Raw genomic sequence first — 14,489 nt, 5'->3', positions numbered from 1 at the left:
ACGGGCGGCTCATCGGTCGAAAAGGGTCGTTTGTGTGCTGAGGAGGGTCGTTTACGACACCTACCGGGGATGCGCCGGAAGCGGCGCCGAGCCGAACGGGTAAGAATGCGAATGCGGCGGCCGACCGGTCGCACCCGCCAACGACGGAGGGACCCCGTGACCACCACCCGCCTGCCGAGTGCCGGATTCTCGATCACTATCCGGATCGGCGTCACCGCTGACGCCTCGGCCATCGGCCGGCTCACCACCTGTGTCGGCGAAGCCGGCGCGATCGTCACCGCCCTGGACGTGGTCGACTCCGACCCGACCACGGTCATCGTCGACCTCACCTGCGACACGGCCGACGCGAACCACGCCGACCAGGTGGTCAAGTCGCTGACCGCGCTCGACGGCGTCGACGTCCGCAAGGTGTCCGACCGTACGTTCCTGCTGCACCTCGGGGGCAAGATCGAGGTCACCCCGAAGGTCGCGCTGCGCAACCGCGACGAGCTGTCCCGCGCGTACACGCCGGGGGTGGCCCGGGTCTGCCTGGCGATCGCGGAGAACCCGGCCGACGCCCGTCGGCTCACCATCAAGCGCAACACCGTCGCCGTGGTCACCGACGGGTCGGCCGTACTCGGCCTGGGCAACCTCGGGCCGGCCGCCTCGCTGCCGGTGATGGAGGGCAAGGCCGCTCTGTTCAAGCGCTTCGGCGGGGTGGACGCCTGGCCGGTGGTGCTGGACACCCAGGACGTGGACGAGATCGTCTCGATCGTACGGGCGATCGCTCCCGCGTACGGCGGGATCAACCTGGAGGACATCGCCGCCCCGCGCTGCTTCGAGATCGAGGCCAAACTGCGCGACCTGCTCGACATCCCGGTCTTCCACGACGACCAGCACGGCACCGCGATCGTGGTGCTCGCCGCGCTGACCAACGCCCTGCGCGTCGTGGGCAAGCGGCTCGCCGACGTCAAGGTGGTCGTCTCCGGAGCAGGTGCCGCCGGTACGGCGATCATGAAGCTGCTGCTGCGCCAGGGCGTCGGCGACATCATCGCGTACGACCGGGCGGGCGCCCTGCACCGTGGGTTGGCCGACACCAACCCGGCCTGGCGGTGGCTGGCCGAGAACACCAACAAGGAGAACTACAGCGGCGACCTGCCCGGCGCGATCCGGGGCGCCGACGTCTTCATCGGGGTGAGCGCGCCGAACCTGCTCACCGGCGACGACATCGCCGGCATGGCGAAGGACTCGATCGTCTTCGCGCTGGCCAACCCGGACCCGGAGGTCGACCCGCGGGAGGCCCGCAAGTACGCCGCCGTGGTCGCCACCGGCCGCTCCGACCAGCCGAACCAGATCAACAACGTGCTCGCCTTCCCCGGCGTGTTCCGCGGCATGCTCGACGCGCACGCCGAGGAGTTCACCGAGGAGATGGCGCTCGCGGCCGCTCGGGCGATCGCCGACGTGGTCGGCGAAGACAAGATCAACCCGTCGGTGATCGTGCCCAGCGTCTTCGACTCCCGGGTCGCCACCGCCGTCGCCACCGCCGTACGCGCCGCAGCCCAGCACCCCACCCCGGCCCCCGCCGCCGACCCCGGCCCCGCCGACCTCCCCGAGATCGCCGCCACCGCCGCCGCCCCCACCGCCCCCCCAGCCACCACAAACTAACCCCCACCCCACCCCCGCCCCCACCCCCCGCCCCCTCCCCCGCGCGCCGCGCACGCCCCGCACGCCGTCGATCTAGGGCAAATACAGGCTAGTTGATCTCCAACAGCCACCATTTGCCCTAGATCGACGAGGCTGGGGGTGCGCGCGTGCGCGCTCGGGGGGGGGGGGAGGGGGGGAGGGGGTTACGGGAGGAGGGTGCCTTGGGCTGTGAGGAGGGCGGGGCCGGCTAGCCAGGCGCTGTCGGGGGCGAGGGTGATGGTGAGGCGGCCACCGGGTACGTCCACCGCGACCACGCCCTCGGTCAGGCCGGCGTCGCGCAGTGCCACCGCGGCCACCGCCACCGCACCGGAGCCGCAGGAGAGAGTTTCCGCCGAACCGCGCTCGTAGACCCGCATCAGCACGTGCAGGTCGGTGCCGGCCACCGGCTCGGCCGCGGTGACGAACTCGACGTTGACCCCGGTCGGGAAGAAGTCGGGATCGAATCCGGGTGCCCGGGTCAGGTCCAGCGCGGACAGTTCCACCCCGGCCGGCAGCACGCACACCAGGTGCGGATTCCCGCAGTCCACCGCCGTGCCGGCCAGGGTCAGCCGGCGGGAACCAAGCAGCCCGTCGGATCCAACCGGCCCGGCGGAGCCGGTAGAGCCATCAGCGCCGGTAGAGGCATCGGTACCGATCGGCTGGGTCAGGGTAGCGGTGCTGTGGCCGTACAGTCGGGGGGCGCCGAGGTCAACGGAGATCTCCCGGTCGGCGACCACCATGCGCCCGACGGCGGCCGGACCGACCACCGCCCGGACCACGCCGGATCGGGTGGCGACCGGCAGTCCGCCGTCGGCCGGTTCGGCGAGACCGCTGTCGAGCAGGTAGCGGGTGAAGACCCGGACCCCGTTGCCGCACATCTCGGCGATCGAGCCGTCGGAGTTCCAGTAGTCCATGAACCACTCGGCCTCGCCCGCGTACGCGGCGCCGTCCGGATGCTTCGCCGCCCGGATCACCCGCAGTACGCCGTCCGCCCCGATCCCGCGCCGCCGGTCGCAGAGCGCGGCGACCAGGGCCGGGGTGAGCGGAAGCTCGCCGTCCGGATCGGCGAGGATGACAAAATCGTTGCCGGTGCCATGACCCTTTGTGAACTGCACCAACCCATCATTCCCGATGATCCGCGCGATCATTCCCGACCCCGCTCCCGAGCCGCCTCCACCACCTTGGTCCCCGCTTCGAGCAGGTCCGAGCGGCCGGCGTCGAGCCAGGTTATCCGGGGGTCGCGGCGGAACCACTTGCGCTGGCGGCGGACGAACCGCCGGGTCGCCTGGACCGTCTCGGCCCGCGCCTGCTCCTCACTCAGCTCCCCGTCGAGCTGGCGCAGCACCTGCTGGTAGCCGAGCGCCCGGCCGGCGGTCCGGCCCTCGCGCAGGCCCCGCCGGGCCAGTTCGCGTACCTCGTCGACGAGTCCGGCGGCCCACATCAGGTCGACCCGGGTGGCGATCCGCTCGTCCAGCGGTGTGGTGTCCCGGTCGACGCCGAGCTGCACCGATTCGTACCAGGGTTTCGGTTCCGGGAGGGCGGCGGTGAACGGGCCGCCGGTCAGTTCGATCACCTCCAGGGCGCGGACGATCCGCCGGCCGTTGCCGGGCAGGATGCCGGCCGCCGCCGCCGGGTCGACCGCCCGCAGCCGGGCGTACAGCGGGGCCGGGCCGGTGTCGGCCAGTTCCGCCTCCAGCCGGGCCCGCAGGTCCGGGTCGGTGCCGGGGAACTCGAACTCCTCCAGCACCGCGCGGACGTACAGGCCGGAGCCGCCGACCAGCAGCGGCACCCGGCCACGGGCGAGGATGTCGTCGATCGCGGCGCGGGCCAGCCGCTGGTACTCGGCCACGCTCGCCGGCTCGGTGACGTCCCAGATGTCGAGCAGGTGGTGCGGCACCCCGGCCCGCTCGGCCGGGGTGAGCTTGGCGGTGCCGATGTCCATGCCCCGGTAGAGCTGCATCGAGTCGGCGTTGACCACCTCGCCGCCGAGCGCCTCGGCCAGGCCGATGCTCAGCGCCGACTTGCCGGCCGCGGTGGGGCCGACGACGGCGACGACCAGGCTCATCGCCGCCCCTCCCGCGCCCAGTTGGCCACCAGGTAGCCCACGCCGTAGGGAGCCGCGTGGTAGGTCAGCTCACCGGTCCAGTCGGCCCCGGACCCGGCCGCGCCGGCGAGCACCTGCCACGGCGCCCGCCCGGCCACCCGCAACTCGGCGGAGACCACCGGGTCGAGGTCGAGCAGCGCGTCGGGGTCCGCGCCGGCCAGGGCCACGGCAACCCCCTCGTCGTACGCGCCCGCGCGCGGGTCGTCGTAGCCGGGTGCCTTCTCCCCCCGGCAGGCCGACCCGTCCCCGAGTACCAGCAGCGCGACCCTCGGCCGGCGCTCGGCGAGTGCGGCGCCGAGTGCGGCGCAGTCCCCGGTGGGCGCGGCGCCGTCGACGCAGTCCAGACCGATCTCCGTCGTGCCGAGGTCGTGCCGGCTGAGCAGCCAGCCACCGACGAGCAGGCTGAGCGCCTCGATCCGCCGCTGCGACCGGTCGCCGAGCGGAGTTGACCGGTCGCCGAGCGCGGTTGACCGGTCGCCGACGCGGAATCCGGCGCCCGCTCCCCAGGCCGCGAAACTGCCGGCGTACGGGGCGGGCAGGGTTTCGGTGCGAGCGCCGCCGCCGAGGACGAGCAGCAGATCGGGGGCGACGGACAGTAGCCGTGCGATCGCGTTGTCCACGGCGTACCGTAGGTCGTCGAGTTCGACGGCGGCCAAACCGGCGATCTCGGGCACGATCATCGGCGGGTGCGGGCAGACGGCGGCGGCGATCAGAGACACGCCACCACCGTAGCTGGGTTCGGACCTTACACCCGCTTGCACACCGATCGGCCAATGGTCAAGGACACCGTATGGTCACGGTCGACCACAGGCGCTCGACGCGGACCCGGTGGGACCTGTGACAATGCCGGGGAGAAACTTCGCTGCAATATGACTGCGCCGTGGCGGCGACCCCGGGGGACCCCTCTCTTCGGTGGCGCCGGGAGAACGAGGATGGGCACATGAGCGACTGGACGGCCTTCGGACGGGTGGACGCGGACGGCACGGTCTACGTCAAGACGGCCGAGGGCGAGCGGGTGGTCGGTTCCTGGCAGGCCGGGGCACCGGAGGAGGGGCTGGCGCACTTCGCCCGCCGCTTCGCCGACCTGGTGACCGAGGTGGACCTGATCGAGGCGCGGCTCAACTCCGGCGCCGCTGACGCGGCGCACTCACTGGCGAGCGTACGGCGGCTGCGGGGCTCGCTGGCCGAGGCGCACGTGGTGGGTGACATCGACGCGCTCGGCGCCCGGCTGGACAAGTTGGCCGGTGTCGCCGACGAGAAGGCGGGCGAGGCCCGGGCGGCCCGCGAGACGGCCCGGACCGAGGCGCTGGCCCGCAAGACCGCGCTGGTCGAGGAGGCGGAGAAGCTGGCCGCCGAGTCGACCGGCTGGAAGACCGCCGGTGACCGGCTCAAGGAGATCCTGGACGAGTGGAAGGCCATTCGCGGGGTCGACAAGAAGACCGACGGTGAGCTGTGGAAGCGGTTCGCCGCCGCGCGGGACGGGTTCACCCGTCGTCGCGGCGCCCACTTCGCCACCCTGGACGCCCAGCGCAAGCAGGCCCAGGGCGCCAAGGAGGACCTGGTCACCGAGGCCGAGACGCTGGCCGAGTCGACCGACTGGGCGGTCACCGCTAACCGGCTCAAGGACCTGATGACGCAGTGGAAGGCGGCCCCGCGTGCCTCGAAGGAGGCCGAGCAGAAGCTCTGGGACCGGTTCCGGGCCGCTCAGGACGCCTTCTTCTCCCGCCGGAGCGAGGTCTTCTCGGCGCGGGACAACGAGCAGCGCGGAAACCTGGAGCGCAAGCAGGCGCTGCTGACCGAGGCCGAGGCGCTGGACGTGGACGGCGACCCGCGGGCCGCACAGGCCAAGCTGCGGGAGATCCAGGGGGCGTGGCACGACGCCGGCCGGGTGCCGCGCGAGGCGGCCGCCGGGCTGGACCGCCGGCTGCGGGTTGTCGACGAGAAGGTACGGCAGGCGATGGACTCGGCGTGGCGGCGTACGGAGCCGTCGGCGAACCCGTTGCTGGTGCAGATGCGTGACCAGGTGGCCGAGGCCGAGCAGCGGCTCGCCCGTGCCCAGGCGGCCGGGGACGCCAAGCGGGTTCGCGAGGCCGAGTCCGCACTCGCCGCCAAGCGGCAGTTCCTCCAGTTGGCGGAACAGGCGAGCTGATCGGGGAAGCCCGGCGCAGAGCCGGGCAGGCAGGGCCTCCTCCCACCGATTCCGGTGTCGAGGGGGCCCTTTCGCCTGTTCGGTCCGAGGTGAGGCTTTACATCGATTCATATCCATGGTTGCATCAGGAAAGCGCTTGCCTCGGGCATGCGGGCGCGGGAGCCAGACACTTCGACCACGGTTCGATCCGTACGGCGGGAAGCCGGACGACGTCGACCCGGCGGATCACCGGCGCCGCCCAGGGCACGGCCACCGGAGGTGAACCGCCGCCCCGGCGCCGCTTCCCCGCCAGTGACCAAGGAGTGCAACCATGCTCGCACCACGGCGCCGGATGGCGCTGTTCAGCACCACCGCCGCAGCCACCCTCGTCCTCGCCGCGACCGGAGTCGTCACCGCCGTCAACGCCAACGCCGCCGCCGGCTGCCAGGTCGGCTACTCGGTCGGCGGGCAGTGGCCCGGAGGCTTCAGCGGCAACGTCACCGTCACCAACCTCGGCGACCCGCTCGCCGGCTGGACCCTGCGCTGGACGTTCGGGGCCGGGCAGCAGGTGACCCAGGCGTGGAGCGCCACCGTCACCCAGAGCGGTGCCCAGGTCAGCGCCGCCAACGTCGACTACAACGCCAACCTCGCCACCAACGCCAGCGTGTCGATCGGCTTCAACGGCACCTGGAACAACTCCAGCAACCCGGCGCCGACCGGCTTCAGCCTGAACAACGTGGCCTGCACCGGCAGCGTCGGCCCGACCACCCCCGGCACCAACCCGACCACGCCGGGGCCGAACCCGACCACTCCCCGACCGACCACACCGCCGCCGACCACCGGCCCGACCCTGCCGCCGCAGACCGGGCTGGTCGGCTGGGCCACCCAGAACGGCGGCACCTCCGGCGGCGGCAACGCCTCCCCGACCACGGTCTCCGACGCGGGCGCACTGACCACCGCGCTCGGCTCGACCAGCGCGGCGGTGATCCGGGTCTCCGGCACCATCTCCTGCTCCGGGATGCTCCGGGTGCGGTCGAACAAGACCATCCTCGGCGTCGGTTCGGGTGCCACCATCTCCGGCTGCGGCTTCAACATCAGCGGTGACCGTAACGTCATCATCCGGAACCTGAACTTCCGCGGTTGGGACGACGACGCGATCAACGTCCAGGAATCGGCCACCAACATCTGGGTCGACCACAACAGCTTCACCGACGGGTACGACGGTGCCGTCGACGTCAAGCGCGGTTCCGACTTCGTCACCGTCTCCTGGAACCGGGTCTACGGCCACGACAAGTCGATGTTGCTCGGCCACAGCGACGACAACGCGAGCCAGGACGTCGGCCACCTGCGTGTCAGCTACCACCACAACTGGTTCGACGGCTCGGGCCAGCGGCACCCCCGGGTCCGGTTCGGCAACCCGGTGCACGTCTACAACAACTACTACAACAACGTCGGCGGGTACGGCGTCGCCTCCACCGAGAACGCCGGTGTGCTGGTCGAGGGGAACTACTTCGAGAACACCGACGACCCGTTCCACCGGGGCGAGGGCGACTCCGGTCCGGGCAGCCTGGTGGCCCGGAACAACCACTTCGTGAACTCCGGTACGGGTGACGCGGGCGGCAGCGTGGCCGGCATCCCGTACGCGTACCAGCTCGACTCGGCGAGCAGCGTCAAGTCCATCGTCACCGGGGGCGCCGGCACCGGCCGGATCGGCCTGTAGACAGTTGGTCGGCGAGGGCCGCTCCGGCTGCCGGAGGGGCCCTCGCCCATCGCTTACTCGGCTACCGTTCAGCGGTCGCAGGCGCTGGCGACCGGTGCGAGCGGCGGGGCGCCGATCGTCGGCAGGCCGAGCGACACCGCCGAGGTACGCGGAACCCGACCCGCCTCGTACGCGTCACCGGCCCGCGTCCGGCGGTGGTGAAGCGGCGCCCCGTCGGCGTTGAGGTGGTGCGGCGCCGCGTAGGTCACGACGGTGTGCACGATGTCGCCGGGGCGGACCGTGGCCGCGTCCGGGCCGGCGTCGAAGTGCACCAGCCGGCCGTCGCGGGCCCGTCCGGACATCCGCCCGGTGCGCTCGTCCTTGCGTCCCTCACCGACCGCGACCAGCAGCTCGACCGGCTCGCCGACCAGCTTCTTGTTCTCCGCCCAGGTGATCTCCTCGACCACCGCGATCAGCCGCTCGTAGCGCTCCTGCACCACCTGTTTCGGCAACTGGCCGTCCATCGTCGCGGCCGGGGTGCCGGGCCGCTTCGAATACTGGAAAGTGAAGGCGGAGGAGAACCGGGCCTCGCGGACCACGTCCAGGGTGCGGACGAAGTCGGCCTCGGTCTCGCCGGGGAAGCCCACGATGATGTCGGTGGTGATCGCCGCGTCGGGCATGGCCGCCCGGACCTTCTCGATGATCCCCAGGTAACGGTCCGACCGGTACGAGCGCCGCATCGCCTTGAGCACGTCGTCGGAGCCCGACTGCAACGGCATGTGCAGCGAGTGGCAGACGTTGGGCGTCTCGGCCATCGCCGCGATCACGTCGTCGGTGAAGTCCTTCGGGTGCGGGCTGGTGAACCGGACCCGCTCCAGCCCGTCGATCTCGCCGGTGGCGCGCAGCAGCTTGCCGAAGGCGAGCCGGTCACCGAACTCGACCCCGTACGAGTTGACGTTCTGCCCGAGCAGCGTCACCTCAAGTACGCCCTCGGCGACCAGGGCGCGCACCTCGGCGAGCACGTCGCCTGGGCGCCGGTCCTTCTCCTTGCCGCGCAGCGCGGGCACTATGCAGAAGGTGCAGGTGTTGTTGCAGCCGACCGAGATCGACACCCAGCCGGCGTAGGTCGACTCGCGCCGGGCCGGCAGGGTGGACGGGAAGACGTCCAGCGACTCCAGGATCTCCACCTCGGCACTGGAGTTGTGCCGGGCCCGCTCCAGCAGCACCGGGAGCGAGCCGATGTTGTGGGTGCCGAAGACGACGTCGACCCAGGGCGCCTTGCGGACGATTTCGCTGCGGTCCTTCTGCGCCAGGCAGCCGCCGACCGCGATCTGCATGCCGGGGCGTTTGTCCTTCACCGGACGGAGATGGCCGAGGTTGCCATAGAGCCGGTTGTCGGCATTCTCGCGTACGGCGCAGGTGTTGAAAACCACCACGTCCGGCTCGTCGACCTCGGCGGCGCGCACGTAGCCGGCCTGCTCCAACAGGCCGGAGATCCGCTCCGAGTCGTGCACGTTCATCTGGCAGCCGTAGGTCACGACCTGGTAGCTCTTCGACACTGTCGCCCACCCCTCTCCCACGGCCACCAAGCGTAGCCGTCCACCTCGTCCCGGCCGGGTCGGGTGGGGCCGGGGCCGACCCGGTGCGGGACCGACCCGCCGGGAGGGGTCGCGGGGCCGCCGTGCGCCGGCGTCGGTGGCAGAGTGAACGGGGCAGCCGCGATCGGCCGACCGACCGACGCCAGCACCCGGATCCGGCGCAGCCGGACTCCACCAATCGGGACCGGGAGAAACCATGTGCCGCAGCATCAAGACCCTGCGTGAGCCGTACGCCGAGGAGGTCACGGTGGCCGACATCGAGGCGGCGGCGTTGCAGTACGTCCGCAAGATCTCCGGATTCCGTACGCCGGCGGCGCACAACGCGGCGGCGTTCCAGGCGGCGGTCGCCGCGGTGTCGGAGGCCACCCGGACCCTGCTCGACCAACTGGTGGTCCGGGGTAGCGGGGCAGCCCAGGCCGGCGCCGGTGATGCCCGCACCGCGACGAGCGCCGGCTGACCGGCCACTGTCCCGGCCCACGGGTCCGCGGCCGACCGGCCGGCGCGTCGGTCAGGCCGCGGCGAGTGCCGGGACGACCGAGTCCGGCCCCCACTCGGACTGGTGGCACTGCGACCAGGCCCGGCACAGCGGGTCGTGCGCGCTGCACAACCGCAGGTTGTCGAGGACGTCGCCGTCGTCGTCCTCGGTGACGTCGAGGTGCACCGGACGGATCGTGCCGTCCGACCCGACCAGCAGGTGTCGCCCCGGGTCGAGGGTGTCGTCCGCGACCAGGCACGGTCGGCCCAGCCGGCGGGCGAAGGACGCGATCACGGTCATCTCGGGCAGCCCGTCCGGGATCCCGTAGCAGTCCACCGAGGTCGGGAACTCCCCCGGCCTGAGCCACACGTCGCACACCACCGCGTCGTGCGGCAACCGGGCCGGGTCGGCCGCGCTCAGCGGCACCACCGCCAGCCCGAGTACGTCGCCAAGCGCGGAGCAGACCTCCGCGACGGTCACTCGGTCATCGATCTTCCAGTTCCACAGCTCGGTCACGCCGCCTCCTCGCTGTGCGCAGCCACGGCCGCAGCAACGGCCCCTACTGACGATGGTGACCGGCAGCCGACGCCACGCGGGGCTAAGTTACCGGTCTGTGACCATATCTGCCGAAATCCGCCTATCCCACTACCTACCGTAATCGAGTGGTGACACTCTACCGCTCCGAGTGTTCGGCCGCACTCACTTAGCGTATTCCAGTGGCCGCAGTAGGTTTGCCGACACTTGGCGGGGTCGCACCCGAGCCGACCGGAGCGACCTTTCATCGCACGAAAACCGAAGCTGGAACTGATGGCGCGCGGCGGCGGAAGCCTGACCATGGTGCAGCCGGACGGCAGCACCGAACGGATACACCTGCTGTGACCGGTCCGGCCGGCGGCAACCGGTCCCGGACAGCAGGATGCCGGCTCGGACCATCGCGGTCCGGGCCGGCGCGGCAGCCTCCGTTCCTGAAAGCCGAGACTGTGATCAGGGCAGGAGCTAGAGTGCCGGGGATGGAGGCGGGCGGGTGCCTGGTGGTCCTCTCGGTCTTCAAAACCGAAGCGGTCGAGCAACTCGGCCGGGCGGGTTCGATTCCCGTACGCCTCCGCCAAGCGTCTTCGCAGGCCAAACCCCGTACGCCGGTTGTCTGAAGCTGGCCGGACGGGCGGACCCGGCCCCCCGGACGGCCAGTGCGCGTTACCGCCTCGTGACCAGATCGTTTGCGTCGCCGCACGTCAGGTCCCCTACAGTTGCGTAACCAAAGCAGACTGGGGCCCGTACAGAAGGCCACAGACCAGACGGGTGGGGGCATGACCGCGGCGACCGACCAACCGCTCATCAAGCTTGACGGGGTCAACAAATGGTTCGGCCCGCTCCATGTGCTGCACGACGTGAACCTCGCCGTCAACCGTGGTGAGGTGGTCGTCGTGATCGGGCCGTCCGGCTCGGGCAAGTCGACGCTCTGTCGCGCGATCAACCGCCTGGAGCCGATCAACTCGGGCACCATCGTCTTCGACGGCCAGCCGCTGCCGGCCGAGGGCAAGGCCCTGGCCCGCCTGCGCAGCGAGGTCGGCATGGTGTTCCAGTCGTTCAACCTCTTCGCGCACAAGACGATCTTGCAGAACGTCACCCTCGGTCCGATCAAGGTACGCGGAGAGAAGCCGGCCGCCGCGCGGGAGCGCGCTCTGGCGTTGCTGGACCGGGTCGGCATCGCCAACCAGGCCGACAAGTACCCCGCCCAGCTCTCCGGTGGGCAGCAGCAGCGCGTGGCCATCGCCCGCGCCCTGGCGATGCAGCCCAAGGCGATGCTCTTCGACGAGCCGACCAGCGCACTGGACCCGGAGATGGTCGGCGAGGTGCTCGACGTGATGACCTCGTTGGCCCGCGACGGCATGACGATGGTCGTGGTGACCCACGAGATGGGCTTCGCCCGGCACGCGGCGAACCGGGTCATCTTCATGGCCGACGGGCAGCTCGTCGAGGACGCTCCGCCGGAGGAGTTCTTCGCCAACCCCCGCAGTGAGCGAGCCAAGGACTTTCTGTCCAAGATCTTGACGCACTAGGCGTCCAGTGTGGAGCGCCCCGGCCGGGGGCGACCTCTTCGTCGAAGAAGGAGATGTAGATGCGTATCTCGCGAGTGGCCACGCTGGCCGCCGTCGCGGCCCTGACGCTGGGTGTTGCCGCGTGCGGTGGCGACGACAGCGACGGCACCGGTACGGCGCCCGAGAGCAAGAGCTTCGCCGCCGGCACCACGATGGAGAAGCTGAACAAGGCCCAGAAGATCATCGTCGGCACCAAGTTCGACCAGCCCGGCTTCGGTCTCAAGGGCCTGGACAACAAGCCGGCCGGCTTCGACGTGGAGATCGCCAAGATCATCGCGACCGAGCTCGGCATCCCGGAGAGCAAGATCGAGTACATCGAGACCCCGTCGGCAGTCCGCGAAGAGGTGTTGGAGCAGGGCAAGGCCGACATCGTGGCGGCGACGTACACGATCAACGACAAGCGCAAGGAGCGGATCGACTTCGCCGGTCCGTACTACGTCGCCGGTCAGCACATCATGGTCAAGGCTGACGACTCCAGCATCACCGGTCCGGACTCGTTCAAGGCCGGCGGCAAGAAGGTCTGCTCGGTCGCGGGTTCGACCCCGGCCAAGAACATCGAGAAGTACCTGGCCGACCAGGTCGCCCAGCTCGTGGTCTTCGACGTCTACCAGAAGTGCGTGGACGCCCTGACCGGCGGCCAGGTCGACGCCGTCACCACCGACAACGTGATCCTCACCGGCTTCATCGCCAAGAACGAGGGCAAGTTCAAGCTCGCCGGCCAGAAGTTCACCGACGAGCCGTACGGCATCGGGGTCAAGAAGGGCGACACCGCCTTCCGCGACTTCATCAACGACACCCTGGAGAAGATCTACGCCGACGGCCGGTACGCCAAGGCGTGGACCGAGACCGCGGGCAAGTTCGACTCGGCCGTGCCGACCGGACCGAGCATCAACCGGTACTGAGTTCTAACTGGAGCTGGAGGGTGACCATGAAAGAGGCCTGTCCGTGAGTGTGCTCGTCGACAACTTCGACGTCTTCGCCGGAGGACTCTGGGTCACTCTCCAGCTCTGTGTGTTCGCCGCGATCGGTGCCCTGCTGATCGGCACCCTCGTGGCGGTCCTGCGGATCTCGCCGGTGCCGCCCCTACAGTGGATCGGCACGGCGTACGTGACGGTGTTCCGCAACTGTCCGCTGACGATCGTGCTCTTCTTCTCCGCCTTCGTACTGCCGGCGCTGGGGTCGAACGCCGACTTTCTCCGGATTCCGGGACTCAGCTCGATCTCCACCCGGCTCGGCAACGAACTGCCGTACTTCCGGTTCGTGATCATCGCGCTGAGCCTCTACACCGCCGCCTTCGTCTGCGAGGCGATCCGCAGCGGCATCAACGCGGTCTCGCCCGGCCAGGCCGAGGCCGCTCGGGCGATCGGCCTGACCTTCACCCAGAACCTGCGCCTGGTGGTCCTGCCGCAGGCGTGGAAGTCGGCGATCGTGCCGCTGGGCAGCGTCATCATCGCAATGATCAAGAATTCCGCGCTGGCCGGCTTCTTCGGCGTGGTCGGCGACCTCACCAGTTCCGGCACGAACCTGACCAGTCAGGGCGGCGAGGCGATCATCCCGGTGTTCGTTGGCATCAGCCTCGGCTTCCTGCTGCTGACCGTACCGCTCGGCCTCCTGCTGGACCGGGTCGAGCGACGACGGGCGGTCGGGGTCCGATGAACGAGCGAAACATCGAGCGGTACGCGACGCACGGCGAGGACGCGGCATGAACCAGCAGCAGTCGGTGCTCTACGACAACCCCGGCCCACGCGCCCGGCGGTTGACCCTGATCGGCAGCGTGATCGCCGTCATCGGCGTCGTCGCCTTCGCCTACTTCCTCGTCTACCGGCCGCTGGACGAGAGCGGCCAGTTCACGATGGAAAAGTGGGGACCGCTGGTCGACCCGGACAACGAGGTCTTCTCCCTGGTCTGGGCCCGGATCCGGGACGGCTTCGTCGCCACCCTCACCGCCGCCGGCCTGGCGATCGTCGGCTCGCTGGTCGTCGGCCTCGCACTGGCCGTCCTGCGGGTCCAGCTCAAGGCACTGCGCGAGCGGCGCTTCGTCGGCCTCCCCGCCCCGGCCGCGCTCGGACTGCGGGTGCTGAGTTGGCTGCTCAACACGATCACCCGGTTCTGCGTCGAGGTCTTCCGGGGCCTCCCGGTCGTGATCACCATCTTCTTCGTGGCGACCGCCCTGCCCGATCTCGGCGTCGACCTCGGCGACCGACTCTGGTACCTGGTGATCGGCCTGACCATCTACAACAGCGTGGTGATCGGTGAGATCATGCGCTCCGGGATGGAGGGGCTGCCCGGCGGCCAACGCGAGGCGGCCCTGGCCTGCGGCCTCAGCTCGTTCCAGATCACCCGCATGATCCTGCTGCCCCAGGCGCTGCGGATCATGCTGCCGGCGCTGATCAGCCAACTGGTGGTGGTCCTCAAGGACACCTCACTCGGCTTCATCATCGGCTACGAGGAGGTGCTCCGGGTCAGTGCATTCCTCATCGGAAACCTGGAGAACCCGATCCAGGTGTACGCCGTGGTCGGCGCCATCTACATCCTGCTGAACTACCTGCTCTCCAAGCTCGCCGAGTACGTCCAGCGTCGGCTCGCCCGGGGGCGCAAGACCAAGGGCCTCCCGCCGATCGCCGTCATGACGCCGGCCCGTGCCGGCGCCGACGGAAGCGGCGCCGCCTGAACGGCGATCCATCCGCACCGACCGAACCCGGGTCCATCCCCACCGGCTGTGAC

13 protein-coding genes and 1 tRNA gene are annotated in these 14,489 nt (G+C 70.5%); 9 read left to right on the top strand and 5 right to left on the bottom strand.

Features of this window, described 5'->3' with window-relative positions; translation table 11 throughout:
• Positions 1 to 111 precede the first annotated feature (111 nt).
• Complete coding sequence (locus OG792_RS07470) at positions 112 to 1,644, top strand: NAD-dependent malic enzyme (protein WP_329108491.1); 1,533 nt, start codon at positions 112 to 114, stop codon at positions 1,642 to 1,644.
• 182 nt (positions 1,645 to 1,826) lie between these two features.
• On the opposite strand, the gene dapF is transcribed toward OG792_RS07470, so the two are convergent.
• From dapF to OG792_RS07455, 3 genes are read right to left on the bottom strand one after another with little or no spacing between them, the layout of a single operon-like run.
• Positions 1,827 to 2,777, bottom strand: a complete 951-nt coding sequence (gene dapF, locus OG792_RS07465; protein ID WP_329108490.1) for a diaminopimelate epimerase — start codon at positions 2,775 to 2,777, stop codon at positions 1,827 to 1,829.
• A gap of 29 nt (positions 2,778 to 2,806) precedes the next feature.
• Positions 2,807 to 3,727 (bottom strand): tRNA (adenosine(37)-N6)-dimethylallyltransferase MiaA, encoded by a 921-nt coding sequence (gene miaA, locus OG792_RS07460; protein ID WP_329108489.1) that lies wholly within the window; start codon positions 3,725 to 3,727, stop codon positions 2,807 to 2,809.
• Positions 3,724 to 4,446, bottom strand: a complete 723-nt coding sequence (locus tag OG792_RS07455) for a hypothetical protein (protein WP_329111147.1) — start codon at positions 4,444 to 4,446, stop codon at positions 3,724 to 3,726. The genes miaA and OG792_RS07455 overlap by 4 nt, the downstream gene beginning before the upstream one ends.
• A gap of 260 nt (positions 4,447 to 4,706) precedes the next feature.
• Here OG792_RS07455 and OG792_RS07450 point away from each other — a divergent pair, with 260 nt between their 5' ends.
• Both OG792_RS07450 and OG792_RS07445 read left to right on the top strand, forming a co-directional pair.
• Entirely contained in the window at positions 4,707 to 5,915 is a 1,209-nt protein-coding gene (locus OG792_RS07450) for a DUF349 domain-containing protein (RefSeq protein ID WP_329108488.1), read from the top strand.
• A 310-nt stretch (positions 5,916 to 6,225) separates the two neighbouring features.
• Positions 6,226 to 7,614 carry a pectate lyase family protein gene (locus tag OG792_RS07445; protein WP_329108487.1) on the top strand — a complete coding sequence of 463 codons (1,389 nt, stop codon included), beginning with the start codon at positions 6,226 to 6,228 and terminating at the stop codon, positions 7,612 to 7,614.
• A gap of 68 nt (positions 7,615 to 7,682) precedes the next feature.
• Here the strand turns inward: OG792_RS07445 and miaB are convergent, their stop codons facing one another.
• Complete coding sequence (gene miaB / locus OG792_RS07440; protein ID WP_329108486.1) at positions 7,683 to 9,173, bottom strand: tRNA (N6-isopentenyl adenosine(37)-C2)-methylthiotransferase MiaB; 1,491 nt, start codon at positions 9,171 to 9,173, stop codon at positions 7,683 to 7,685.
• Positions 9,174 to 9,387: 214 nt separating this feature from the next.
• Here miaB and OG792_RS07435 point away from each other — a divergent pair, with 214 nt between their 5' ends.
• The gene (locus tag OG792_RS07435) at positions 9,388 to 9,648 is read left to right on the top strand and encodes a DUF2277 family protein (RefSeq protein ID WP_329108485.1); all 261 of its coding nucleotides are present in this window, start codon (positions 9,388 to 9,390) and stop codon (positions 9,646 to 9,648) included.
• A 51-nt stretch (positions 9,649 to 9,699) separates the two neighbouring features.
• On the opposite strand, the gene OG792_RS07430 is transcribed toward OG792_RS07435, so the two are convergent.
• Complete coding sequence (locus tag OG792_RS07430) at positions 9,700 to 10,182, bottom strand: hypothetical protein (RefSeq protein ID WP_329108484.1); 483 nt, start codon at positions 10,180 to 10,182, stop codon at positions 9,700 to 9,702.
• Positions 10,183 to 10,678: 496 nt separating this feature from the next.
• Here OG792_RS07430 and OG792_RS07425 point away from each other — a divergent pair.
• From OG792_RS07425 to OG792_RS07405, 5 genes are all read left to right on the top strand, one after another.
• Positions 10,679 to 10,774 (top strand) — tRNA-Sec (locus OG792_RS07425).
• 199 nt (positions 10,775 to 10,973) lie between these two features.
• Positions 10,974 to 11,726 (top strand): amino acid ABC transporter ATP-binding protein, encoded by a 753-nt coding sequence (locus OG792_RS07420; protein WP_329108483.1) that lies wholly within the window; start codon positions 10,974 to 10,976, stop codon positions 11,724 to 11,726.
• A gap of 59 nt (positions 11,727 to 11,785) precedes the next feature.
• Positions 11,786 to 12,667: a glutamate ABC transporter substrate-binding protein gene (locus tag OG792_RS07415; RefSeq protein ID WP_329108482.1), complete on the top strand. Its 882-nt coding sequence runs from the start codon at positions 11,786 to 11,788 to the stop codon at positions 12,665 to 12,667.
• A gap of 43 nt (positions 12,668 to 12,710) precedes the next feature.
• On the top strand, positions 12,711 to 13,421 hold the full coding sequence (locus OG792_RS07410; protein WP_329108481.1) for an amino acid ABC transporter permease: 711 nt from the start codon (positions 12,711 to 12,713) through the stop codon (positions 13,419 to 13,421).
• A gap of 46 nt (positions 13,422 to 13,467) precedes the next feature.
• Positions 13,468 to 14,436: an amino acid ABC transporter permease gene (locus tag OG792_RS07405; RefSeq protein ID WP_329108480.1), complete on the top strand. Its 969-nt coding sequence runs from the start codon at positions 13,468 to 13,470 to the stop codon at positions 14,434 to 14,436.
• Positions 14,437 to 14,489: the final 53 nt, after the last annotated feature.

This window comes from Micromonospora sp. NBC_01699 (assembly GCF_036250065.1).
In the GTDB taxonomy this organism is placed as follows: Bacteria; Actinomycetota; Actinomycetes; order Mycobacteriales; family Micromonosporaceae; genus Micromonospora_G.
The sequence above is the reverse complement of the archived record's forward strand: the minus strand, read 5'-3'. Positions and strand labels throughout refer to the sequence as shown.